We start from the raw sequence: 23,712 nt of genomic DNA on the forward strand, positions 1-23,712 counted from the left end.
CCTTCGGGAACGGATCGCTCGGATCGAGGAAGTACTGGGCCGTGCCGGTCACCCAGGCGCGGCCGGTGATCGTGGGCACCACCGCGGCGCGGCCGGCGACCTCGGCGCCGGCGACGAGGCGGCCAGTGAACTGCGAGCCGATGTACGACTCATTGATGAAGTCCTGGTGCAGGGGGAGTTCTCCGCGCGCGTGCAGCTGCGCCATGCGCGCGCTCGTCCCTGTGCCGCACGGGGAGCGGTCGAACCAGCCCGGGTGGATCGCCATCGCGTGCCGCGAGTGCGCCGCGGTCGAGCCAGGCGCTTCGAGGTACACGTGGTGGCAGCCGCGGATGTCGCTGCGCTCGGGGTGGACGGGCTCGTCCGCGGCGTTGACCGCGTCCATGATCGCGAGCCCCGCGGTGAGCAGCTCGTCCTTGTTGGCGCGGTCGGAGCGGAACTCGATCCCCAGCTCCGCGAGCTTCACGATCGCGTAGAAGTTCCCGCCGAAGGCGAGGTCGTAGCGCACGGTGCCGAGCCCGGGCACCTCGACGCTCGCGTCGAGCCGATCAACGTACGAGGGCACATTGGTGATGGTCACGCGCTCGGCGCGGCCGTCCGCGACCGCCACCTCCGCGACGACGAGGCCGGCCGGGGTGTCGAGCCGGATCGTGGTGATCGGCTCCTGCACATCCACCATGCCGGTCTCGACGAGCACGGTGGCGACACCGATCGTGCCGTGCCCGCACATGGGCAGGCAGCCGGACACCTCGATGTAGAGCACGCCCCAGTCGGCGTCCGGGCGGGTGGGCGGCTGCAGGATCGCGCCGCTCATCGCCGCGTGGCCGCGCGGCTCGAACATCAGCAGCTGGCGGAGCTCGTCGTTGTGCTCCATGAACCAGGTGCGGCGCTCGGCCATCGTGGCCCCGGGAAACACCCCGACGCCGCCAGTGATGACGCGGGTGGGCATGCCCTCGGTGTGCGAATCGACGGCGTGGTACACGCGGGAGGTGCGCATGGGACTCCTTGCAATGCGATAGGACGGGGACGTCCGGGGAGTGGAACGCGGGACGCGGCCGGCCCATCCGCGCGGGACGAGCCGGCCGCAGCCCGCAGGGCTCAGGCTACTTGGCGTAGCCCTTCGCCGCGGCCTCGCGGGTGTCCGCGATGATCTGATCGGCGACGTCCTGCGGCAGCGGGAGGCGCGGCGGGCGGCTCGGGCCGCCGTACAGGCCGAGCACGTCCATCGAGAGCTTGATCGACTCGACGAACTCGGTCTTCGTGTCCCAGCGCAGCAGCTTGTGGAGATCGCGGTAGATCACCTTGGCGCGCTCGAGATCCTGCACGTTGCCCGAAGTGGAGAGGCGGTAGAGCTCGACGGTCGCCTGCGGGATCGCGTTCGGGTAGCCGGCGACCCAGCCGACGGCGCCGGCGATGCCGACCTCAAGCACGCTGTCGTCGGTGCCGATGAGGATGTCGATGTTCGGCGCGAGCTCCTGGATCTGGTAGATCCGGCGCGGGTCGCCGGTGAACTCCTTGACGCCCACCATGTGGCCGGCGTCGTGGATCTCGGCGATGAGGTCGGGCACGAGGTCGACCTTCGTGTCGATGGGGTTGTTGTAGCCGACGATGGGGAGGCCGGCCTGCGCGACCGTCGCGTAGTGGTGCTTCACCTGCTCGCGGTTCGCGCGGTAGGTGTTCGGCGGGAGCAGCATCACGCAGTCCGCGCCGGCTTCCGCGGCCTGCTCGGCCCAGCGCAGGGATTCGAGGGCGCCGTACGCGCCGCAGCCCGCCATCACGGAGAATCCCTCGGGGGCTGCGTCGACGGCGACCTCGATGACCTTCGCGCGCTCCTCAGCGGTGAGGTTCTGGTACTCGCCGAGCGAGCCGTTCGGGGCGATGCCGTCGCAGCCGTTCTCCGCGAGGAAGCGGACGTGGTCCGCGAAGCGGTCGTAGTCGACCGCCAGGTCCTCGGTGAAGGGGAGCGCGGAGGCGACGATGACGCCGTGCCATGGCTTCTGTTCGGTCATCGGTGTGAGTCCTTTCGAGTGGCCGGCGATCCGGACCGCGTGTATGACGTGTGACATTGCACACTGTAGCAGGGGGTGGGCGCGCGGCGCAATGAGGAGGGGTGCTGCGTGCGTGTGTGCTTGCTTGTGTGTTTGTGTGCCAGCCGGCTCCGCCGGTCTCGCCGTACCTCAGCGATTCGGCGTATCCAAGCCGCGACCCGGGGGACCGGGCTTGGATACGCCGAATCGCTGTGGGTGCGTGCGGCGGGCGGGCTGGCGGGGTGCGTGGGTGCGGCGGGCGGGCCGCCGCCGCGCGCTACTCCGCCGAGGCGTGTGCCGGTGCGCGCTCGGGCTCGTTCATGGCCAGGAGTACCGCGAAGCCGGCCCACAGCGTCACGATGCCCATCGCGGTGTCCTTGCCGTTCCAGGTGCTCGACTGCCACATCGCGAACCACTCGGATCCCACCACGATGAAGCCGAGGAACCAGATCGCGAAGCCGAGGCCGTACGCGGCGTAGCCCCAGCTCCGTGCAGCGTTGTAGCTGTGGATGTCGCTGTCGCGTCGCAGGAAGAGCTTCACCGCGCCCACCAGGGCGAGCGCGGCGAACGCGCCCTCGGCGATGATGATCCCGATGTACCCGACCGTCCACGCCCATGGCGCGTCGATGGCGCGCCACATGAGCGCGTTGCCGTCGAAGGTGTCGTCCATCGACAGTACGTGTTTCACGAACTGATAGTTCGAGTCGTAGTCCATGAGGTTGCCCAGGAACACGAACAGGCCGAACAGGCCGGCCGAGAACAGCGTGAATGCCTGCAGTATGCGAAGTGGATGTTTCATGCTCACTCTCCCTTGACGAACACGAGCTCCCAGTGGGGCTCGGGATCCGAAGTGAAGGGAATCGCCTGCGTGAACACCCATCCCCGTGCGGCGTGCTCGCGGATCACCTCGCGGTGATCGCGCTCGAGCGTGAGGCCCTCGCGGCTGCGTAGCGCCCGGATGCGAACAAATGTGTATGTGTGCATGCCATCACCCCTCTGTGCAGCTCAACTGTTGCACTCGGAACCGCGTCTGTCCAGGGATTTTGCCAAGTTGAGACGTTAGCGGAGCACGAAACCGTCGCCGAGCGCATCCGCGGGATCGAGGATGAAGCGGTGCTCGCCGGTGCGGTAGGCGGTGCCGGAGACCTCGGGGATCACCGGCGCGGCGAGCGTCGCGACGGGGGAGGCGCCGGCGAGCGTCGGCGTCCAGCGCGCAGCGAACTCGGTGTCGACGATGGAGCGGTGCTCGAGGGTCTCGTCGGCCGCGAGGGTGCCGTCGGCGGCGAGCAGGGCGACGCGCGCCCCCGTGCCGGAGCCGCAGGGGGAGCGGTCCACCTCCCCGTCCGCGAAGACGGTGATGTTGCGCTGGCGTGGGCCGGCGGAGCCCCGCCCCAGGTCCTCCCAGATGATGGTGCCGTACACCCCGGAGAGTCGCGGGTCGGCAGCGTGCTGCGCCTCGGGCGAATCGTTGAGCGCCCACTTGATCTCGCGGCCGATCGCGATCAGCTCGGTGTAGTGCGCGGGATCGACGGTGAGGCCGAGGTCCGCGGCGGAGACCGAGGCGTAAATGGCCCCGCTGAAGCTGAGGTCGGCCGACACCGTGCCGCGCGCGGTGCGCACGGGAACGGCGCGCGCGATCTCGTGGGACGGGACGTTACGGAACGTCGCGCGCACGAGTGCCCCGCCCGCGCGCTCCACGAGCGCGGCCACCCGCCCGGACGGCACGTCGATCCGCACCTCGGTGACCCCGTCGGGGTCGGAGGGGACGAGGCCGGTGTCCGTTGCCCACACGCCGAGCGCGATGGTGCCGTGCCCGCACGCGGTCGAGAAGCCGTCCTTGTGCCAGAACAGCACGCCGAAGTGCGCGCCAGCGTCGTCTGGCGGTGTGATGAAGCCGCCGTACATGTCCGCGTGGCCGCGCGGCTCCTGGCACAGCAGCCGCCGGATCGCGTCGGCGTCCGCGGCGTTCGCCATGGCGGCAACGCGCCGCTCGCCGACGGTGGCGCCCGGCGGGACCGGTCCGTTCTCGTGCACGATCCGGAAGGGCTCGCCCGCGGTGTGGTAGTCCGTGGTCGAGACACTGGTCGACGGGGGTGCGGTGGTGGCGGTGGTCGGCATCATTGCGGAGCGCTCCTTGGGTGCGTGGGACGGTCGCCGAATCGGCATGTCGTGTGACATGGTACACGCGGGACACGGCCGCTAGAGTATGTGCATGGCGAGCGCCGATGTCCCCTCACCGCAGCCGCGCGGCGGCGCACTGCTCATCCTGGGCGCCGCGGTACTCTGGGGCACCACCGGGACGGCCGCGACCTTCGCGCCGAGCGCCGGGCCGATCGCGATCGGTGCGGCCGCGATGGGGGTCGGCGGCCTCCTGCAGGCGGGGATCGCGGCCCCGCAATTGCGACGCTCGGTCGCGCGGCTGCGATCCCGCGCTGGGCTCATCGCCGTCGGGGCGCTCGCGGTGGCGATCTACCCGCTCGCCTTCTACGCGGGCATGCACCTCGCTGGGGTCGCGGTGGGCACGGTGGTCGCGCTGGCGGCCGGTCCCGTGTTCGCCGCGGTACTCGAGCGCGTGTTCGATGGCGCGCGGCTCGACGCGCGCTGGGCGGTGAGCGCCGGATTCGGGATACTCGGCACGCTCCTCTTGACGCTCGACGGCGGCGGGGCGGCGCGGGACCAGGCTCCACTCGGGATCGCACTCGCGCTGCTCGCTGGGCTCAGCTACGCGGTGTACACCTGGGTGGCCAGGCGCGTGATCGCCGCCGGAGTGGGGAGCCGCGCCGTGCTGGGGAGCCTCTTCGGGGTGGGCGGGGCGCTCCTGCTCCCCGTGTTGTTGGCGACGGGCGCCCCCTTCCTCTCGGACCCGCGCAATCTCGCCGTCGGTCTCTACATGGCGCTCGTGCCCATGTTTCTCGGTTACGTCCTCTTCGGTGCTGGGCTGCGGAGCGTCTCAGCGCGGGCGGCGACGGCGCTGACGCTCGCGGAGCCGGCTGTCGCCGCCGTGCTCGCGTGGTGGCTGGTGGGGGAGCGAATCGGCGCGCTCGGGGTGTTCGGGCTCGCGGCGATCGCCGCCTGCCTCGTCGGGCTCACCGCCCCGCGGCGCTAAAACCTGCACGATATGTATGATAAACCTCACGGGCTCAGAGCGAGCCCGAAGTGATGGAGGTTGCAATGACGCAGCATGTTCGTGTTTCGGAAGTGTTCGAGCGCATCCCCGCGGCTGGTCCGCTCGGTGCACCGCTCGGGATCCCCGTGTCCGGCGAGCCGCAGACCTGGCTCGAGGAGTTCACCTCGGACGCCGAGCGCGGGATCCACACCGGATTCTGGCGCTGCGATCCCGGCCTGTCTGAGTGGGATTTTGTCGAGATGGGTGAAGTGATCCACGTGCTCGCCGGGCGCCTCGTTGCTACCGAGCGCGGCGGCGAGCCGGTGGAGCTCGGGCCGGGGGATGTCGCATCCTTCCCCCGCGGGTGGCGCGGGACGTGGGAGATTCTCGAGCCGCTCGAGAAGTTCTACGTGATGCTCTGAGCTGGGGCTGAGGCGGCGCGTCCGGCGCGCCGACGTGCGTCTGTGCGCGCGTGGCGCCGGGCGCGCCGCGTGCATTTCATCGTGTTTTCCCGAACGCTTGCCCAATAAAACATTCACATGTAGGTTTATTCCAGTTCCCGCCAGCGGGAGCGACCTCACCGTCGATGTACAAGGGAGTACCACGCGACCATGACACACGAAAATTCAGTCCTCGAGCACGATGAGGACGCCGCCCACCTGGCGTCGCTCGGCTACTCGTACGACACCACGTTCAAGCGTGAGATGAGTTTCTGGGGCAACGTCTCGCTCGGTTTCACGTACCTGTCTCCGATCGCGGGCATCTACTCGATGTTCGCGATCTCTCTCGGCCAGGCCGGCCCACCCATGGCCTGGGCGCTCGTCATCGCGCTGGTCGGTCAGTTCTTCGTTGCGCTGATCTTCGGCGAGGTGGTATCCAACTACCCGGTCGCCGGTGGCGTCTACCCGTGGGCCCGGCGGCTGTGGGGTCGCAAGTGGGCCTGGATGAACGGCTGGATCTACGTCGTCGCCCTGGTCGGCACGATCGCGGCGGTGGCATACGGCGCGGCCCCGTTCGTCGCATCCGTGATCGGCGTCGAGCTGAGCGCGGGCGGCACGGTGCTCGTTGCGCTCGGCACGCTCGTCATCGCCACGATCCTCAACTTCTCCGGCACGCGCGTGCTGAGCCTCGCCGCGACGGTCGGACTCATCGCCGAGATGATCGGCGCCGTGGTGATCAGCCTCTACCTGCTGCTCTTTCACCGCAAGCACGACTTCTCGATCTTCTTCGACAACCAGGGGATCGGCAATGACGCGCCAGGCGGCTACCTCGGCGCCTTCGCCGCTGCCGCGCTCATCGGTATGTTCGCCTATTACGGCTTCGAGGCGAACGGCGACGTGGCCGAGGAGATCAAGGATCCGAGTCGCCGCGTGCCGCGCGCGATGCGGATGACCCTCTACATCGGTGGCTTCGCGGCCAACCTCCTCGTGTTTTCGCTCGTGCTCGCGGTGCCGAACTTCCAGGCGGTCGCGAGCGGCGAGTCCGCCGACCCCATCGGCGAGCTGCTGCACGAGGCATTTGGCCCGATCTTCCCGGTCGTCATGTTCGTGATCGTGGTCGCCTTCCTCTCATGCATTACGAGCCTGCAGGCCGCGGCGAGCCGACTGATCTACTCGATGGGCCGGGACGGCTTCCTGCCGGCGTCCGCGTTCCTCGCGAAGTTCAACGAGCGCCGCCACGTGCCGCACAACGCCCTGCTGATGGCGGCGTTCTTCCCCGCGCTCGTCGTGGTGTTCTCGCTGTTGCTCGAGAACGCGCTGACGGCGATGGTCGGCTTCGGCACCGTAGGCATCTACATCGGGTTCCAGATGGTGGTGCTCGCGGCGCTCCGCGCGCGGATCATGGGGTGGAAGCCGGCGGGCAAGTTCACGCTCGGCGCGTGGGCGTACCCGGTGAACATCATCGCGCTCGTCTGGGGGATCGCCGCGGTCGTCAACATTCTGTGGCCGCGGCCCACCGGCGGCGGCTGGACGGAGGACTACCTCCTCATCATGACCACCGTCGGTGTGATCGGCATCGGCTGGATCTACATGCTCGCCTCGAAGGCGTACCAGCGCGGCGACGCGCCGGCCGCCGATGCGAGCGGGCCGATCAAGACGGTCGTCTAGCCACTCCTCGGCGCGGGTGCGCCCCCGGTCCGCTCGGGCCGGGGGCGCACCCGCGCTACGCACGAACGAAAGGACCCACCATGCCCGACCTCGTCGTCGACCCGGCGCCCTTCCGCGACACCGCTGGCGAGGACCCCGCCGGGCCGCTAATCCCGCTCGTCGTGTCGCTCACGTTTCCCGGCATGGACCGCGGGGCGCACGAGCTGCAGGAATCGTTCACGCGGATCGCGTTCGACGCGGTGCGGCGGGCGGGCGGGCGGCCGCGCCTCGTCGACTCGGCCCAGCCGGAGCTGCCCGGCCAGGCCGAGCTGCTCGAACGGGCCGACGCGGTCGTGTTCCTCGGCGGGGGCGACGTCGCCGGCGCCTGCTACGGCTGGACCGGCCCGCCGCCAGCGAACGAGTACGGCGTCGATCAGCGCGCCGACGAGTTCTGCATCGCTGCGCTCCGGGAGAGCGTGCGCCGCGACCTCCCCACGCTCGCGATCTGTCGGGGATCGCAGCTCCTCGCCGTCGCCTTCGGCGGCACGCTGATCGGCGACATCGAGAACTGGCCACTGCACCGTGGAACCTCGCCGCTCTTCATCGATGAGGAGGTGCTGCTCGAGGCGGACTCCGAGATCGCGCGCGTGCTGGGGCGCACGCGCGCGACCGTGCGAAACGGGCACCATCAGGCCGTCGCGTCCATCGGACCCGAGCTGCGTGTGAGCGCTCGCGCCCACGACGGCATCATCGAGGGGACGGAGCACCGCACCGCGACGTGGGTGGTGGGGATGCAGTGGCACCCCGAGGAGCCGGCCGCCGATCCCGCTGACCGCGCCAGCATCTTCGGCGAGCTGGTCACGCGGGCGCGGGATCGCGCGGCGGGCGCGGCGTAGCGGCGCCGGGCGCGCTACGCCGTGACGCTCGCGGCTGCGAGCACCCCGGGCAGCCACTCGAGTGCGACGTCGCTGCCGAGGTCCCAGGACGAGGCGTCGTGGCGCCCGTACTCGCCGACGCGCTCGGCGCCCTGCGCGGCGAAGCGCCGGTCGAGGTGCTCGCTGCCCTGACTGTAGGTCTCCTCGTAGAACGTGTCGCCGAGGCCGAACATCGCGTAGCGCACGCCGGCGAGCGCCGGGGGTGCGGCGTCGAACGCCTCGATGAACGGCAGCGCCGTGTTGGGCGGGTCCCCCTCTCCGTGCGTGGAGCAGACCACGACGAAGAAACGGTCGGCGCTCAGATCGGCCGGGTCGACGTTCTGGAGGTCGAACACCTCGACGTCGTCGTGCTCCTCGCGCAGCTTCGCGCCGAGATCCTCGGCGATCAGCTCGGAGTTGCCGGATTCGGTGCCGTACAGAACGGTGAATTTCACGGGCTGGATTCCTTTCGTTGTGGTGGCCGTCATGCTGGAGTCTGCGTCTGCGTCTGCGTCTGCGGCTGCGCTGGTGTCTGCGTCGCGCCGCGGGCGATCGCGACCATGGCGGCGTGGTCGGTGAGCTTCCGTCGCACCCGGTCCGGCGCGGCGCCCGCGCGCTCGTGCTCGTCGAGCACCTGCCACTGCGCGAACGAGACGGCGCGCTCGCGCACGTGCGCCGGCAGGCCGGCGAAGCCGCGTTTTGCGGGGTCGGGAACGAGCTGTCCGGAGCTCACGTCGGCGATGATCTCCTCGGCGACGGACTTCGCGCACGCCCGGTTTTCGGGGATCGCGCCGATCGGCCCGCGCTTCGCCCAGCCCGTGCGGTAGCGCCCGGGGCGCAGCCTGCCCGTGTCGGCGGGCAGCGCGCTGGGAAGCTCACCGGACGCCTCCGTCCCGTCCGCGTCGAAGCCGATCGCCGTGAGCACCGAGGTAGCGGGGATCACGAGCTCCTCGTCTCCTGCGCGCACCGCGACGCCCGTCACAGCGGTGTCCCCGAGCACGCGCTCGGGGATCGCACCGAAGCGGAGCGTCACCCGCGGCCCCGGCGCCGCGCCGCGCGACGCCGCCGTGAGTTCCGCGTACGCCGCGGCCCGCGAGGCGACCGTGCGGTCGGCTGCCTCGGGCGCCGCGAGGGATCCGTGCGCGGTGTAGCTGCCGCGCGGCAGCGCGCTCAGTTCCCGGATCATCTGCGGGTCGCCCTTCGAGTGGGCCGCGTCGGAGCGGCTCAGCACGGTGATGCGCAGCGCGGGGTCCGCGAGGTAGGCGTCGAGGACGGGGTCGGCGACGTCGCTCGCGACGTAGCCCGAGCGATCCTTGACGAGGAAGCGCAGGAGGTCGAGTGCCACGTTGCCCGCGCCGACGATCACGATGTCGCTGCCGAGCGGGGGGAGCGGTGACGCCGCCGGGTGCGCGTTGAGCGCGCGGGTGATCGCCCCGGCGCCGAGCACGCCGGGGCGATCACCGCCCGGGATCGGGAGCGCGCGGTCGGCACTCAGCCCGGTGGCGAGCACGACCGCGTCGTACTGCGCGTCGAGTTCGTCCAGTGTGAGGTCCCTGCCGACACTGACGTCGCCGGCGAAGCGCACGCCTGGGGTGGCGAAGAGTCGCTCGAACTGGCGGGTGACGGCCTTGGTGTGCTGGTGGTCGGCCGCGACCCCGTACCGCACGAGCCCGAATGGCGAGGCGAGTCGGTCGAACAGCGTGAGCTCGCAGCCGGGCAGGGCGCGCGCGAGCGCGGTGGCCAGGTAGCAGCCGGCTGGGCCGCTGCCGACGATGGCGATGCGCGGGGTCGAGGGTGACGGCATCACAGCTCCTTCGCGTGATTCTGGGGAACGCTGCGTGCGGCGCTGCACGTTGCTCCGCCCCAGTGTACCCGCAAACATTGATTATGTGAATGATTTATGAGCAGCATTTTCATGGGAAGAATGCGATGTTTGCGAGTGCTTGCAAATTAAAACATTCACCGATAACTTATTTGCTACCGGCTCCGCAGCGACAGCGCGGGACCACGTTCGACAAAGGAGTACGAATGCCAGGATCACCGGTGGACACCGATCTGCCCTACCTCGACATTGCCGCACCCGAGTTCGCGATGAACTCGGAGGCGGTGCGCGACGCCCGTGCGCGGAGCTGGGTGGCGCGAACGAACTACGGCTTCGGCGTGCTCCGCTATCGCGAGGTCACCGAACTCCTCAAGCACCCGAGCCTCAACCAGGGCAGCGCGAAGTGGCCGGAGCACCACGGCGTGCACACGGGCGTGTTTCACGACTGGTGGGTAAAGAACCTGCTGGTGCTGGAAGGCGACGAACACCACCGCATCCGGCGCCTCCTGAACCCTGCGTTCTCCCCAACGGTGGCGCGCCGGCTCGAACCCGAGTTCGCCGAGATCGCCGGCGAGCTCATCGACGACATGATCGCCGCGCAGGAACGCGGCGACGACGTCGATTTCGTCGCCGCGTTCGCCGAGCCGTTCGCCACGCGCGCCCTCTGCGCCATGATGGGGCTCTCCCACGAGCACTGGCCGTTCATCGCCGACCGCGCGAACACGGTCGGTTACGCGCTCTCCGTGTCCATCAAGGAGGACATCGAGCGCGTCGACGTTGCCGTGCAGGAGCTCTACGACTTCGTCGAGCGGCTGATCGCCGAGCGCCGCGCTGAGCCGGGACAGGACGTCGTGTCGCGCCTCGTCCAGTTCTCCGAGGCGGGCGACAAACTCAGCGACGCCGAGCTGCGCAACGCGCTCGTGCTCATGCTGTTCGGCGGCATGGATACGACACGCAACCAGCTCGGCCTGATCCTGCAGACGTTCATGCGCAACCCCGAGCAGTGGGAGAAGCTCGCAGCTCGCCCGGGGGAGCTCGCGAAGCCCGCGCTCGAGGAGGGGCTGCGCGTCAACCCCACCACACGCTGGGTGACCCGCGAGGCCAACGAGGACTTCGAGTACGAGGGGCTCTCGATTGCGAAGGGCACCACCGTGCACCTGTTCACGATGTCGAGCGGCACGGATCCCGCGGCGTTCCCCGACCCGGAGATCGACATCGAGGCCGAGGACCGCAAGCCGCACCACACCTTCGGCGGCGGCGTGCACCACTGCCTGGGTCACTACATCGCGCGCGCCGACATGGGGATCGCGCTCCCCATGCTCGCGGAGCGGCTCACCGATATCAGCTGCCCTGGCGGCGACACGTGGCTGCCAGACTCCGGAAACCACGGCCCGATCCGGCTGCCCATCACCTTCTCGGTGCGCTAACCGCGGCCGCGGCGTGCAGGCGTCCACACGTCGCCCCGCGTCGCACCCGCGCCGGGCTCCCCAGGGAGCCCCGGGCAGTGCTGCCCGAATGACCCCTTCCAACGATGAAAGGAACACCTGCTCATGTCTGATCCCACCTCCGGCGGGAGCTTCGGCGCGGCGCTGCGCGAGATCCTCGCCGACACCACGGCGTTCGCCCGGCACCAAGCGGCCAACACCGAGCCAGAGACCGTCGCAGCGCTCGGCGAGCGCATCCGCGAGACCGGCGTGAAGTACATCTACTACATGATCCCCACCCTCGGCAGCCGCACCGTCGCGAAGGTGGTGCCGGCCGAGCACTTCGAGCGGATGCTGCGCAAGGGCATCGCCTTCCACCGCACTGCGCTCACCGACCTGCAGACCAGCCGCGAGGGCGAGCTCATCGGCGGTGGCGTCGACGCGCACGAGTTCTGGGGGCTCCCGGAGCCGGAAACGTTCCAGGTGCTGCCGTGGGACCCCGAGGTCGGCCGCATCTTCTGCACGGCGTACGATCCGCCGCAGCTGGGGGAGGGCTCCGGCTGCCTGATTCCGCTCGACACGCGTGCGCTGTTCCGCGCGGCGCACCGCTCGTTCACCGAGCGCACCGGCTTCGAGCTGCGCTCCGGCCTCGAACCTGAGATGACCTGGACCGGGCCGGGCATGGACGTGAAGTGCAAGGACGATCAGAGCCCGGCGTACCAGGTGGAGAACCTGGAGAAGATGCGCCCCGTGTTCAAGAAAGTGATCAGCTACGCGCAGGGGCTCGACTTCGCGATGATCCAGGGCGACTACGAGGACGATGGCCAGCTGGAGCTGAACTGGGACTTCGATCGTGCGGAGCGGACCGCTGAGCGCATGACGACGTACCGCCAGATCTGCAAGCAGGTGGCGCGTGAGCTGGGCATCCACGCGAGCTTCATGGCGAAGCCGTACAACGGCAAGATGGGCAACGGGTGCCACCACAACCTCAGCCTGTGGCGCGGCGACGAGAACGTCATCGAGGACGGCCGCGTCGAGCTGCACGTCACGGAGACCGCGCGCCACGCGATCGCCGGCATGCTGCTCCATACCCCGGGATCGATGCTCGTCATGGGCTCGACGGTCAACTCGTACAAGCGCTACTGGGACGCCGGCCAGTTCGCGCCCTCAGGCGCGGACTGGGGGCTCGACACCCGCGGGGTCGCGGTGCGGATCTCCGCGAACGGGCGCATGGAGTACCGCCTCCCCGACGCGAGCGTCAACCCGCACCTCTCGCACCTCTACCTGCTCGCCGCGATCGAGCACGGCCTCGAGCAGCAGCTCGACCCTGGCGAGCCAGGCGCGCTGAACCCCGCGCTCGGGGAGGTCGTTGTGCCCAACACCCTCGGCAGCGCCATCGAGGCGTTCGAAGCCGACAGCTACCTCATGGCCGCGATGCCCGAGGAGCTCACACGCATCTTCCTGCAGCTGAAGCGGGATGAGTGGGCGCGCTACTGCGGCCAGATTTCACAGTGGGAATTCGATCAGTACTGGGAGGCAATTCCGTGACCACCACACTTCGCACGCTCCGACTCGCGTGCATCGACTCAGAGGCGCTGCCGCTCTTCTCGAAGAGCACCGACGGGATCACGCGCGACGGCTACGAGCCGGCGGCTGCGGCGCTCGTCGCCGAGCGCATCGGCGCCACCATCGAGTGGGTGATGCTCCCGTGGGAGGACATGATCCCGGCCGTGCGTCGCGGCGACGCCGACGCCGTGTGGTGTGGCCAGGGCATCACGGCTGAGCGCGCGGCGCTCGTCGACTTCACCGAGCCGTACGCGGTGTTCAACGAGACGCTGATCGTCCGCGCGGACGATCCGGCCCGCTCGGCCGACGCACTCGCCGGGTACCGCATCGGCGCGATCGCGAACTCGACGAACATGAAGCTCGCTGAGACGTTCACGGGTGCCGAGCTCGTGAGCTTCGGGGCCAGCGATGACGTGTTCAGCGACATGATCGAGGCGACACGTTCCGGCGAGATCGACGGCTTCGTCGACGACGACGTGGTGATGATCCCGCTCGGCCAGGAGGACCCCGACTTCGTCGAGGCGTTCACCGTGCTCACCGGCAACCGCTGGGGCATTGGGGTCGCCCCGGGCAACGACGCCCTCCGCGTGGAACTCAACGCCGCGCTCGCCGGGGTCATCGCGGACGGCTCGCTCGCCGCGGTCTGGACGCGCTGGATGCCGCTCCTGCCCTTCCCGCTCGCGCCAGAGGTGTGATCATGCGCGCACCACGCATCGCCGTGCCGGGAATGTGGTCGCGGCAGATCCACGGGCTGCGCTTCGACGGCAGCGCCGTCGCGACCGCGGTGCTGCGCTCCGTGGTGCGCGCCGGCGGTGAGCCCCTCACCCTGTTCGCTGAGGGGCCCACCGCGGCAGCGGAGCGGCTGCGCGGCATGGACGGCCTCCTGCTGCCAGGCGGCTTCGATCTGGATCCTGCCAGGTACGGGCAGGCGGCGCTGCCGACGACGGTCACCGCCGACTTCGCGGCGCAGGATGAGTTCGAGGCCGGGCTGCTCGCCGCCGCGATCGAGCTCGGGATCCCCGTGCTCGCGATCTGCCGCGGCTTCCAGCTGCTCAACGTCGAGTGCGGCGGCAGCATGGTCCAGGACCTGGCGCAGGACAGCGTGCACCGCAACAGCGTGCACGCGGTCTCGGTCGCGCCGGGCTCTGCGCTCGCCGCGGCGCTCGGGGTGACCGAGCTCAGCGTGTCCTCCTACCATCACCAGGCGGTCGATACGATCGGAGCGGGCCTCCGGGTCGTGTGCCGCGCCCCCGACGGTGTCGTCGAGGGGCTCGAACATGAGACCGCCGAGCTGATCGCGGTGCAGTGGCACCCCGAGGACACCGCTGCGAGCGATGCGACGCAGCAGGCACTGTTTGCGTGGTTGGTGGCGCGGGCGAGCGTTCGCTCGGCCGCGGAGAACGAAAGGGTGGTGGTGCGATGACTGCGCACGCGCAGCCGCGTGTCCTGATTGTTGAGCATCAGGAGAACGCCGGCATCGGGCACTTCGCCGAACGGCTCAGCGCGAGCGGCGTCGAGCTCCGCACCGTCGGCCCGGCGACGGGGGAGCCGCTCCCCGCCTCGCTCGACGGGGTGGACGGACTCATCGTGCTGGGAGGTTCGATGGGGCCGACCGACGACGCGGACGCCCCCTGGCTGCCGGCCGCACGCGCGCTCCTCGCCGAGGGCGTGGCCAACGAGGTACCCACCCTCGGCATCTGTCTCGGGGCGCAGCTCCTCACGACCGCGCTCGGGGGAGCCGTGCGCCTCATGCCAGGCGGCCCCGAGGTGGGGCTCGCGAGCGTGTCGTTCGACGAGGCAGCCGCGACGGATCCGCTCTTCGGGGAGGTCGCGGGCGCGCGGCTGCCGACGGTGCAGTGGCACTGGCTCGAGGCCGCCGAGCTCCCGCCAGGCGCGGAGCGGCTCGCCTCGAACGCGGCGTGCCGCAATCAGGCGTTCCGCGTCGGTCCCGCGGCGTGGGGGGTGCAGTTCCACCCGGAGGCGCTCGCGGGCACCGCGGCGGACTGGGTGGTCGAGGAGGGCGATGGCCTCGCGGAGATCGGGCTCGCGGGCGACGCCGTGGTCGGCGAGGTGCGCGCCGCCGAGGCGCAGCTGCGCGCTGTGTGGGGCGGCGTGGCCGAGCGCTTCGCCGCGGTGGTGCGCGGCGCGCGCAGCTAGGGCGTCCCGGCCGCCGCGACGAGCAGGGACACGCCAGCTGACTCCGGGCCGAGCGCGACGCGCTCGGCCCCTGGCAGCTCCGCGGGGACGAACTCGCCCGGCATGAAGCGTGAGCTGTTGCCCAGGATCACGTTGCCGTGCCTGCCGACGAGCGCGAGCGTCTCGGAGCTGCGCAGCAGCACGGGCAGCAGCTCGGCCTCGAGATCGCTCACCTGAATGTCGGTGCCGACGGCGCCGAGGCGCGTGTCGCCCTGCGCGGCGGGCACGGTGAGCGTGATGACGTACGCCTCGACGCCCAGGTAGTCGACGTACGGCCCGACGAGTGCGGGCACGCCGTGGTGGAACGCCCGGATGAACCACTCGTGATGCTCGTAGTCGTAGTAGCGATCGCCGCCGGGCACCACACCGAACGAGTAGCGCGCGAAGCGCGCCTCGTCCTCGCGCACCCACCACTCGAGATGGCCGTTCTCGGTGCCGAGTGCCGCGCGGGCGAAGATGAAGCCGCAACCGTCGAGCACCGGGTGCTCCGCGAGCGCGCGCACCGCGACGGCCTTCATGCGACGCCGCGTGGACTCGGTGAGTTCGAGCTGGCGCTGCGCATCGAACCGCAGCGCGGCGATCATTTCAGCGGCGAGGGTCTCCAGGTGGGTGAAGCGGTCGGCGAACCACGCGGAGATCTCCTCCGCGATCGCGGCGAGCTCCGGGCTCAGCTCCTGGCCCAGCCTCTGGCTCAACTCCCGGCTCATGCGCCCACCTCCCGACGGCCGAGGGCGAACTTGCCCTCAATGATCAGCCGCATGTTCTCGCGCACGTGCGCGACGGCGAGGCGCTGCGCCTCCTCGGGCTGGCGCTGCTCGATGGCCATCACGAGCGCGAGGTGCTCGGTGAACGCGAGCTGCGTCGAGGCGCGGCAGATCTCCTCGCACCAGAGGAACGGAGACAGCTCGGACTGCAGGCGCTGCTCCGCTGCGAGGAGCCGCTGCGAGTGGCTCTGCACCGCGATCTCGAAGTGGAAGCGGCTGTCCGCGAGCGCACGCGCGTGGCCGGCCGGGGCCTCGCGCGCCTCGAAGGCGAACTCGGCGAGCCGGGTGCGCATGCCGGGCACCGCACGCTCGGCCGCGAGCCGCGCGGCCATCCCCGAGACGGCGGCGTGCTCGTCGAAGAAGTCGCGCAGCGCGACCGTGCTGATCTGCGTGAGCGCGGCGGTGAGCGTCTCCGGGGAGGGAAACGGCGCCTGCACGACGAAGGTGCCGCCGTTGCGGCCGCGGCGCGTCTCAACAATGCCCTGCTCGCGCAGGGCGGCGAGCGCCTTGCGCAGGGTCGCAACGGCGACACCGAACTGGCTCGCGAGCTCCGCCTCTGGCGGCAGCCGCTCGCCGACGCTCAGCATGCCGAGCGAGATCGCCGTCGCGATCCGCTGAGCGATCCCGTCGCCCTGCGGCACCGACACGGGGTCAGTGCCGCGGGGCGACGAGCCACTCAGGAGCGGGTGCTGCACGCGGACCGTCAGTCCTCGAACCGCAGTGCGCGCGCGATCAGCGCCTCCTGCTCGACCGCGTGCACCTTGGCGGAACCGGTCGAGGGCGCGGCCGACGCCGGACGCGAGATCACGTCGATGCGGTCGTTCGCGAGGTGCTTCGACAGCTCCAGCGAGATGAACGGCCACGCGCCCTGGTTCTCCGGCTCGTCCTGCACCCACACGAGCTCAGCGCCGCTGTACTGGGTGAGCACGCGGCCCACCTCCACGATGGGCATCGGGTAGTACTGCTCGACGCGCACGATCGCGATCCGGGGGTCCGGGTTCTTGTCGAGTGCGACGCGCAGGTCGTAGTAGATCTTGCCGGAGACGAGCAGCACGCGCTGCACGGCGGCGGCGTCGGTGACCTGCGGGTCGTCCAGCACGGGCTGGAAGTGCCCGGTCGTGAAGTCCTCGACGTTCGACGTCGCGCCGCGCAGGCGCAGCATCGACTTCGGCGTGAACACGATCAGCGGCTTCCTCGGGCGCGCGTACGCCTGACGGCGCAGCAGGTGGAAGTAGTTCGCCGGCGTCGACGGGCGGGCGACGATCATGTTGTCCTCGGCGCACAGCTGCAGGTAGCGCTCGATGCGCGCCGACGAGTGATCGGGTCCCTGGCCCTCGTAGCCGTGCGGCAGCAGCATCACGACGGAGGAGCGCTGCCCCCACTTCTGCTCGGCCGCGGCGATGTACTCGTCGACGACCGCCTGCGCCGTGTTCGCGAAGTCGCCGAACTGCGCCTCCCAGAGCACGAGCGCGTCCTCCCGCTGCAGCGAGTAGCCGTACTCGTACGCGAGCGCGGCGTACTCGGAGAGCAGCGAGTCGTAGATCCAGAATCGGGCCTGCTCCTCCGAGAGGTTCAGGAGCGGGATCCACTCCTGGCCGTTCGCGCGGTCGTGGAACACGGCGTGCCGCTGCGCGAAGGTGCCGCGGCGCGCGTCCTGGCCGGCGAAGCGCACCGCGGTGCCCTCCATGAGCAGCGAGCCGAGGGCGAGCAGCTCGCCGAAGCCCCAGTCGATGCCGCCCTCGCGGCTCATCTCCGCGCGCTTGTTGAGCAGCTGCTGCAGCTTCTGGTGCACGGTGAAGCCGGCCGGCTTGTTCGCGTGCGCGTCGCCGATGCGCTCGATGACGCTGCGGTCGACGGCGGTCTCGAGCGGGGCGGGGCCGGGGCCGCCGATCTCGGCGACCTGCCCGATCCCGCTCTGATCGATGAGCGGGATCGACCCGGTCTGCGCGGCGTGCGTCTCCTGGAACGCGAGCTCCAGGCGGTCCTGGAAGTCCTGCTTCGCCTTCTCGTACTCGTCCTCGGTGATGTCACCGCGGCCGACGAGCGCGCTCGTGTACAGCCGACGCGTCGAGCGCTTCGCCTCGATCAGGTCGGTCATGAGCGGCTGCGTCATCGAGGGATCGTCGCCCTCGTTGTGCCCGCGGCGGCGGTAGCAGATGAGGTCGATGATGACGTCGATGTGGAAGCGCTGGCGGAACTCGTACGCGAGCTTCGCGACGCGCACCACTGACTCGGGATCGTCGCCGTTCACGTGGAAGATGGGCGACTGCACCACCTTGCCGACGTCGGAGGAGTACACCGCGGAGCGCGAGTCGCTCGGCAGGGTGGTGAAGCCCACCTGGTTGTTGATGATGATGTGGATCGTGCCGCCCGTGCGGTAGCCGCGCAGCTGCGACATCTGCAGCGTCTCGTAGACCACGCCCTGGCCGGCCATCGCCGCGTCGCCGTGCACGAGGATCGGCAGTGTCGTGAACGAGCCGATCGGCTTCAGATCCTGCTTCGCGCGGACGATGCCCTCGAGCACACCGTTGACGGTCTCGAGGTGCGACGGGTTCGCCGCGAGGTGGATCGGCACCTGCGTGCCGTTCGGCGCGGTGAACACGCCGGAGGTGCCGAGGTGGTACTTCACGTCGCCTGAGCCGGCCTTCGCCGACTGCGCGCCCTCGAACTCGCGGAAGATCTGGCCGTACGTCTTGCCGGCGATGTTGGAGAGCACGTTGAGGCGGCCACGGTGCGCCATGCCGATGTCGACCGAGTCGACCCCGTCCTCTGCCGCGTCGATGAGCATCGCGTCGAGCAGCGGGATGACCGACTCGCCGCCCTCCAGGCTGAAGCGCTTCTGGCCGACGTACTTCGTCTGCAGGAAGGTCTCGAAGGCCTCGGCCTCATTGAGCTTTTCGAGGATGCGCATCTGCTCGTCGCGGCTGGGCTTCGCGTAGTTGACCTCGAGCTGCTCGCGCAGCCAGAGCCGCTGCGCGGGATCCTGGATGTGCATGTACTCGATGCCGATCTTGCGGCAGTACGAGTCGCGGAGCACGCCGAGGATGTCGCGCAGCTTCATGCTGCGCTGCCCGCCGATGCCGCCGGTCACGAACTCGCGGTCGAGATCCCAGAAGGTGAGGCCGTGCGACTCGATCTCGAGGTCGGGGTGCGTGCGCTGCACGTACTCGAGCGGATCGGTGTCGGCCATGAGGTGCCCGCGCACGCGGAACGAGTTGATGAGTTCCTGCACTCGCGCGGTCTTGTCGACCGCGCCGGAGATGTCGACGTGGATGTCCGACGCCCACTGCACCGGCTTGTACGGGATACGCAGCGCGGCGAAGATCTCCTCGTAGAAGTCGTGGCCGCCGGTGAGCCGCTCGTGCACGAGCTTCAGGAACTCACCGGAGCCAGCGCCCTGGATGACGCGGTGGTCGTACGTGCTCGTGAGCGTGATCGTCTTCGAGATGCCGAGCTGGGTGAGCACGTCCTCGGACGCACCCTGGAACTCGGCGGGGTACTCGAGCGCGCCGGCGCCGATGATGCAGCCCTGGCCCTGCATGAGACGGGGCACCGAGTGCACCGTGCCGATGCCGCCGGGGTTCGTGAGCGAGACGGTGCCGCCCTGGAAGTCGCCAGCGGCGAGTTTGCCGGCGCGCGCGCGCTTCACGAGGTCCTCGTACGCGGCGAGGTACTCGTTGAAGTCGAGCGTCTCCGCGCGCTTCACCACGGGCACCATGAGCGAGCGCGTGCCGTCGGGCTTCGGGAGGTCGATCGCGATCCCGATGCCGACGTGCGCGGGGACGAGCAGCGACGGCTTGCCGTCCACCTCGGTGTACGCGACGTTCTGGCTGGGGAACTCCTTCAGCGTCTGGATGAGCGCCCAGCCGATGAGGTGCGTGAAGGAGACCTTGCCGCCGCGGCTGCGGCGGAGGTGGTTGTTGATGACGATGCGGTTGTCGATCAGCAGCTTCGCCGGGATCGTGCGCACGCTCGTCGCCGTGGGGACCGTGAGCGACTGGTCCATGTTCTTCGACAGGGTGCGCGCCATGCCCTTGAGCGGGGTGACGACGTCCTCGTGCGTCTCGGGGGCCTCCGGCTCATCCTGCGCGCGCGCGGCGCGCGGCGCGCGAGGGGCGTCAGCCGGGATGGGCGTCTGGCGCGGCGCGGCGTTCGTGGTGCGCGCCGGCTGCGCCGGGGTGGTCAGGGGAGCCGTGACGGGCGGAACTGCTGGCGGCTGCGTCGTCGCTGCCTGTGCTGCCTGGGCGTCGCTGCCCTGCTGCGTGCTCTGCTGTGCACCTGGCTGAGCGCCCTGGCCGGCCGCGACGGAGGCACCGTACCGCTCCAGCACCGGCCACCACGATTGGTCGACCGAATTCTTGTCGACCTGGAACTGCTTCCACAATTCATCGACGAGCCAAGCATTTGCGCCAAAATCTTCTGCGGGACCCGCCTGGTCGGGGGTCTCCGTGCGCTCTGCCAAAGCGATTCCTCTCGGTCGTGCCAGTTGTGTGGCATGTTTCCTGGATCGGGGTGCAGCACCGTAGCCGTACCACACACCAGCCTACGCCTTTCACGGCGAACTTTCGGCAACACTCGCTCTCACCTTTCCCAGTCCAGCCTGATAAAATCGTCTGACCATGGACTCTGACTCTCGAAGACCCTCCGACCCTCCGAGTAGTTGCCGCGCCTGGGCGCGGCAACCCGAACGTCTGGGGAGTCGCAGGTGAACGACTGGCTCCTCCTGCTGATTGGCCTCATTCTCACGGTGGGCACTGGCATTTTCGTCGCGGCCGAGTTCTCGCTCGTCGCGCTCGACCGGCAAGACCTTGAGCGCCGCCGCGAAGGCGGGGAGCGCGGACTCGACCGCGTGATCCGCGGGCTGTCGATCACCTCGACGCACCTCTCCAGCGCCCAGCTCGGCATCACCCTGACGACCCTGCTCGCCGGCTACACGCTCGAGCCGGCAATCAGCGGCTTCCTGAACGGCCCGCTCGGCGCGCTCGGCGTGCCGGAAGAGCTGCGCCGCGCGATCAGTGCGCCCGTCGCGATCGCGCTCGCGACCGTGTTCTCGATGATCGTCGGCGAGCTCGTGCCCAAGAACTTCGCGCTCGCCCGGCCGCTCGCAACCGCGAAGCTCGTCATGCCGGCGCAGGGCGCATTCACCGCGACCTTCAAACCGGCGATCGTGGTGCTGAACGGCAGCGCGAACGGAATGCTCCGCGCGATCGGCATCGAGCCGAAGGAGGAGCTCTCGGGCGCGCGTTCGGCCGAGGAACTCTCCTCGCTCGTTCGCCACTCGGCGAGCGCAGGTCTGCTCGAGGCCGACACTGCGACGCTGCTCGACCGCACGCTGCGCTTCTCCGAACTCACCGCGGGCGACGTCATGACGCCGCGGCTGAAGATCGAGAGCGTGCAGCGGCTCGAGCCGGCGCAGGCGGTGCTTGAGCTGTCCGGGCGATCCGGCTACTCCAGGTTCCCCGTGATCGACGAGGACCGCGACGATATCGTCGGCGTCGTGCACGTGAAGCACGCCGTCGCGGTGCCGCGAGCGAAGCGCAGCGAGGTGCCCGTCGCCGCCCTCGTCGAGGACGTCGTGCGCGTCCCCGACACGATGCGGCTCGACCAGCTGCTCGGCGCGCTCCGCTCGAGCGGGTACCAGCTCGCCATCGTCGTCGATGAGTACGGCGGCACCGCCGGCATCGTGACGCTCGAGGACCTGGTCGAGGAAATCGTCGGCGAGGTCGCTGACGAGCACGACCGTGCCGCGGCAGGCGTCGTCGGCACCGCCGAGGAGATGACCTTCCCCGCAGACCTCCGCCCCGACGAGGTGCGCGAACAAACCGGGGTGGAGATTCCGGAGGACGACGACTACGACACCGTCGCCGGCTTTGTGCTGCGCGAGCTCGGCAGGATCCCCGAGGTGGGGGAGATCGTCGAACTCGCGGACGGTGGCACGCTGCGCGTCGAGCGCATGGACGGCCGCCGCATCGCACGCCTGCGCTACACCGGGGCCCCGCTTCCCGCCGATGCCGAAGTCTCGGACGCCGAGCAGGAAGGGGCTGAACGATGAGCGACTGGATGGGAATCGTCTGGCTCGTGATCCTGCTGGTCGCGAACGCCTTCTTTGTCGGCGCGGAGTTCGCCGTGATCTCCGCGCGCCGCTCGCAGATCGAACCTCGGGCCGAGGCTGGCTCGAAGCGCGCGAAGACCGCGCTCTACGCGATGGAGCACGCGACGCTCATGCTGGCGACGAGCCAGCTCGGCATCACGGTGTGCTCGCTGCTGATCCTGAACGTCTCGGAGCCGGCGATCCACCACCTGCTCGAGGGGCCGCTCGCGTGGACCGGGCTCTCCGGTGAGGTCGTGAGCATCACGGCGTTCGTGCTCACTCTGCTCATCGTCACGTACCTGCACGTCGTGTTCGGCGAGATGATCCCGAAGAACGCCGCGTTCTCGGTGCCGGATCAGGCCGTCCTGCTGCTCGCGCCGCCGCTTGTCGCGGTGTCGCGGGTGTTCAGGCACGTCATCGCCGCGCTCAACGCCATCGCCAACGGCGTGCTTCGCCTCTTCGGCGTCGAGCCGAAGTCGGAGACGAACAGCACGTTCACCCTCGACGAGGTGGCGAGCATCGTGAACCACTCGACGCGCGAGGGCGTGCTCGAGGACCGCAGCGGTGCCCTCACCGCGGCGTTCGAGTTCACCACGAAGCGCGCCGTCGACTTGCTCGTGCCCGAGGAGCGCCTCGTGGTGCTGCCGTGGGGCGCGACGCCGGAGGACGTCGATGCCGCGGTCGCGAAGCACGGCTTCTCCCGCTACCCGATCGCGGGGGAGGGCGGCGGTCTCGCCGGTTACGTGCACATCAAGGACCTCGTGCGCCTCGGCGAGGACCGGATCAGCGAGCCGATCCCGGCGAAGCGCATCCGCGAGATGGTGTCGCTCCACGCGGAGACCGAACTGGAGGACGTGCTCGCGCGGATGCAGGCGCGCGGGATCCACCTCGCGCGCATCCACGATGCCGAGGGCACCGAGCTGGGCGTCGTATTCCTGGAGGACGTCATTGAGGAGCTCGTCGGCGAGGTGCACGACGCCACGCGGCGCCAGCGCCACGTCGAGCACTAGCGGGAACCGAGGTGATCGCGGCCCGCGCGGTCACCTCGGTGCGCTGAGATCCCGCGCGGTCACTGTGGTGCGCTGGGGTCCCGCGCGGTCACTGCGGTGCGCTGGGATTCCGCGCCGTGAGCACCAGGTGCGCCGCAACCTGATCGATGCCCGGCTCCTCGCCGGCGAAGAACGGGTTGTCGGGCACCGCGAGGCTGAGGTCGAACTCGACGGACTCTGCGCCGAGGAGCGTCGGTGTGAGCTTCAACCGGATCCCCGGCCGCTCCGCACCGCCGACCGAGAGCGTCCCGACCGCGGTGATCGTGCCGTCCGGGCTGTCCTCCGGCCGCAGCACCGCCGGCTCCGTGAGCACGAAGGTGGCCTCGGGCAGCCCGGACAGGGCGAGGCCGAACCGTGCCTCAGTGATCACCCCGTCGGTGAGCACGAGCGAGCCGTGCGACTCGAGATCACCGTCGACGATGCCGCCGAGCGGCAGCGTGATCGGTTCCGTGAGCGTGGTCTCGGCGATCTCGTACTCGCGCTCGGCCGGCCGGGACAGAAAGTCGGAGTCGCTCGATGCGCGGAGCTCGGTGGCCGGCGCAGGCACCGACTTGGGCGCTGGCGCGCAGCCGGTGAGGCAGAGCGGGATCGAGGCGGTGACCGCCGCGGCGAAGCCGAGCGTGCGCACCGAACGCGTGACGGTTGAAACCACCACCACCTCCTCAGCTC

General features: G+C 69.9%; 22 protein-coding genes. 11 read left to right on the forward strand and 11 right to left on the reverse strand.

The genetic code is table 11. The annotated features are described in order from the left end of the window. The 5 genes from EGM46_RS06985 to EGM46_RS07005 all read right to left on the reverse strand — a co-directional run. Nucleotides 1-994, reverse strand: a 994-nt coding sequence (locus tag EGM46_RS06985) for a proline racemase family protein (RefSeq protein WP_125099443.1), incomplete at its 3' end; no start/stop codon positions are given. A 106-nt stretch (nt 995-1,100) separates the two neighbouring features. Further along, on the reverse strand, nt 1,101-2,006 hold the full coding sequence (locus EGM46_RS06990; RefSeq protein ID WP_125099444.1) for a dihydrodipicolinate synthase family protein: 906 nt from the start codon (nt 2,004-2,006) through the stop codon (nt 1,101-1,103). Nucleotides 2,007-2,301: 295 nt separating this feature from the next. After that, nucleotides 2,302-2,823, reverse strand: a complete 522-nt coding sequence (locus tag EGM46_RS06995) for a DUF2165 family protein (RefSeq protein WP_125099445.1) — start codon at nt 2,821-2,823, stop codon at nt 2,302-2,304. 2 nt (nt 2,824-2,825) lie between these two features. After that, complete coding sequence (locus EGM46_RS07000) at nt 2,826-3,008, reverse strand: DUF4177 domain-containing protein (RefSeq protein WP_125099446.1); 183 nt, start codon at nt 3,006-3,008, stop codon at nt 2,826-2,828. A gap of 75 nt (nt 3,009-3,083) precedes the next feature. After that, nucleotides 3,084-4,145: a proline racemase family protein gene (locus tag EGM46_RS07005; protein WP_241156226.1), complete on the reverse strand. Its 1,062-nt coding sequence runs from the start codon at nt 4,143-4,145 to the stop codon at nt 3,084-3,086. Nucleotides 4,146-4,236: 91 nt separating this feature from the next. Here EGM46_RS07005 and EGM46_RS07010 point away from each other — a divergent pair, with 91 nt between their 5' ends. From EGM46_RS07010 to EGM46_RS07025, 4 genes are all read left to right on the forward strand, one after another. Beyond that, nucleotides 4,237-5,130: a DMT family transporter gene (locus tag EGM46_RS07010; RefSeq protein ID WP_206427525.1), complete on the forward strand. Its 894-nt coding sequence runs from the start codon at nt 4,237-4,239 to the stop codon at nt 5,128-5,130. A 65-nt stretch (nt 5,131-5,195) separates the two neighbouring features. After that, a complete protein-coding gene (locus EGM46_RS07015; protein WP_164512833.1) occupies nt 5,196-5,552 on the forward strand; it encodes a cupin domain-containing protein in 357 nt (118 codons plus the stop codon). A 189-nt stretch (nt 5,553-5,741) separates the two neighbouring features. After that, nucleotides 5,742-7,238 (forward strand): APC family permease, encoded by a 1,497-nt coding sequence (locus EGM46_RS07020; protein WP_125099449.1) that lies wholly within the window; start codon nt 5,742-5,744, stop codon nt 7,236-7,238. Nucleotides 7,239-7,318: 80 nt separating this feature from the next. Beyond that, nucleotides 7,319-8,113 (forward strand): gamma-glutamyl-gamma-aminobutyrate hydrolase family protein, encoded by a 795-nt coding sequence (locus tag EGM46_RS07025; RefSeq protein ID WP_125099450.1) that lies wholly within the window; start codon nt 7,319-7,321, stop codon nt 8,111-8,113. A gap of 14 nt (nt 8,114-8,127) precedes the next feature. Here the strand turns inward: EGM46_RS07025 and EGM46_RS07030 are convergent, their stop codons facing one another. Next, nucleotides 8,128-8,586 carry a flavodoxin domain-containing protein gene (locus EGM46_RS07030; protein ID WP_125099451.1) on the reverse strand — a complete coding sequence of 153 codons (459 nt, stop codon included), beginning with the start codon at nt 8,584-8,586 and terminating at the stop codon, nt 8,128-8,130. Between the two features lie 29 nt (nt 8,587-8,615). Next, nucleotides 8,616-9,935, reverse strand: a complete 1,320-nt coding sequence (locus EGM46_RS07035) for an FAD-dependent oxidoreductase (protein WP_125099452.1) — start codon at nt 9,933-9,935, stop codon at nt 8,616-8,618. Between the two features lie 224 nt (nt 9,936-10,159). Between EGM46_RS07035 and EGM46_RS07040 the strand changes: the two genes are divergently transcribed. From EGM46_RS07040 to EGM46_RS07060, 5 genes are all read left to right on the forward strand, one after another. Beyond that, nucleotides 10,160-11,380 carry a cytochrome P450 gene (locus EGM46_RS07040; RefSeq protein ID WP_125099453.1) on the forward strand — a complete coding sequence of 407 codons (1,221 nt, stop codon included), beginning with the start codon at nt 10,160-10,162 and terminating at the stop codon, nt 11,378-11,380. Between the two features lie 123 nt (nt 11,381-11,503). After that, the gene (locus EGM46_RS07045; RefSeq protein ID WP_125099454.1) at nt 11,504-12,925 is read left to right on the forward strand and encodes a glutamine synthetase family protein; all 1,422 of its coding nucleotides are present in this window, start codon (nt 11,504-11,506) and stop codon (nt 12,923-12,925) included. Then, nucleotides 12,922-13,638 (forward strand): substrate-binding periplasmic protein, encoded by a 717-nt coding sequence (locus EGM46_RS07050; protein WP_164512834.1) that lies wholly within the window; start codon nt 12,922-12,924, stop codon nt 13,636-13,638. The genes EGM46_RS07045 and EGM46_RS07050 overlap by 4 nt, the downstream gene beginning before the upstream one ends. Nucleotides 13,639-13,640: 2 nt before the next feature. Then, nucleotides 13,641-14,366, forward strand: a complete 726-nt coding sequence (locus EGM46_RS07055; RefSeq protein WP_125099455.1) for a gamma-glutamyl-gamma-aminobutyrate hydrolase family protein — start codon at nt 13,641-13,643, stop codon at nt 14,364-14,366. Beyond that, on the forward strand, nt 14,363-15,100 hold the full coding sequence (locus tag EGM46_RS07060) for a type 1 glutamine amidotransferase (protein WP_125099456.1): 738 nt from the start codon (nt 14,363-14,365) through the stop codon (nt 15,098-15,100). The genes EGM46_RS07055 and EGM46_RS07060 overlap by 4 nt, the downstream gene beginning before the upstream one ends. Here the strand turns inward: EGM46_RS07060 and EGM46_RS07065 are convergent. The 3 genes from EGM46_RS07065 to EGM46_RS07075 are packed head-to-tail and all read right to left on the reverse strand — an operon-like array spanning nt 15,097 to nt 20,365. After that, a complete protein-coding gene (locus tag EGM46_RS07065) occupies nt 15,097-15,846 on the reverse strand; it encodes a cache domain-containing protein (RefSeq protein WP_125099457.1) in 750 nt (249 codons plus the stop codon). The two genes, EGM46_RS07060 and EGM46_RS07065, sit on opposite strands and share 4 nt — an antisense overlap. Next, a complete protein-coding gene (locus EGM46_RS07070; protein ID WP_241156227.1) occupies nt 15,843-16,598 on the reverse strand; it encodes a FadR/GntR family transcriptional regulator in 756 nt (251 codons plus the stop codon). Before EGM46_RS07070 ends, EGM46_RS07065 begins: the two co-directional genes overlap by 4 nt. Before the next feature lie 8 nt (nt 16,599-16,606). After that, the gene (locus EGM46_RS07075; RefSeq protein ID WP_125099458.1) at nt 16,607-20,365 is read right to left on the reverse strand and encodes a multifunctional oxoglutarate decarboxylase/oxoglutarate dehydrogenase thiamine pyrophosphate-binding subunit/dihydrolipoyllysine-residue succinyltransferase subunit; all 3,759 of its coding nucleotides are present in this window, start codon (nt 20,363-20,365) and stop codon (nt 16,607-16,609) included. 243 nt (nt 20,366-20,608) lie between these two features. On the opposite strand from EGM46_RS07075, the gene EGM46_RS07080 reads away from it, so the two are divergent. Both EGM46_RS07080 and EGM46_RS07085 read left to right on the forward strand, forming a co-directional pair. Beyond that, a complete protein-coding gene (locus tag EGM46_RS07080; RefSeq protein ID WP_125099459.1) occupies nt 20,609-21,955 on the forward strand; it encodes a hemolysin family protein in 1,347 nt (448 codons plus the stop codon). Continuing rightward, complete coding sequence (locus EGM46_RS07085; protein ID WP_125099460.1) at nt 21,952-23,004, forward strand: hemolysin family protein; 1,053 nt, start codon at nt 21,952-21,954, stop codon at nt 23,002-23,004. Before EGM46_RS07080 ends, EGM46_RS07085 begins: the two co-directional genes overlap by 4 nt. An 88-nt stretch (nt 23,005-23,092) precedes the next feature. On the opposite strand, the gene EGM46_RS07090 is transcribed toward EGM46_RS07085, so the two are convergent. Then, complete coding sequence (locus tag EGM46_RS07090; RefSeq protein WP_125099461.1) at nt 23,093-23,695, reverse strand: hypothetical protein; 603 nt, start codon at nt 23,693-23,695, stop codon at nt 23,093-23,095. Nucleotides 23,696-23,712 lie beyond the last annotated feature (17 nt).

The organism is Leucobacter chromiireducens, assembly GCF_003917135.1.
Taxonomy (GTDB): Bacteria; Actinomycetota; Actinomycetes; order Actinomycetales; family Microbacteriaceae; genus Leucobacter; species Leucobacter chromiireducens_A.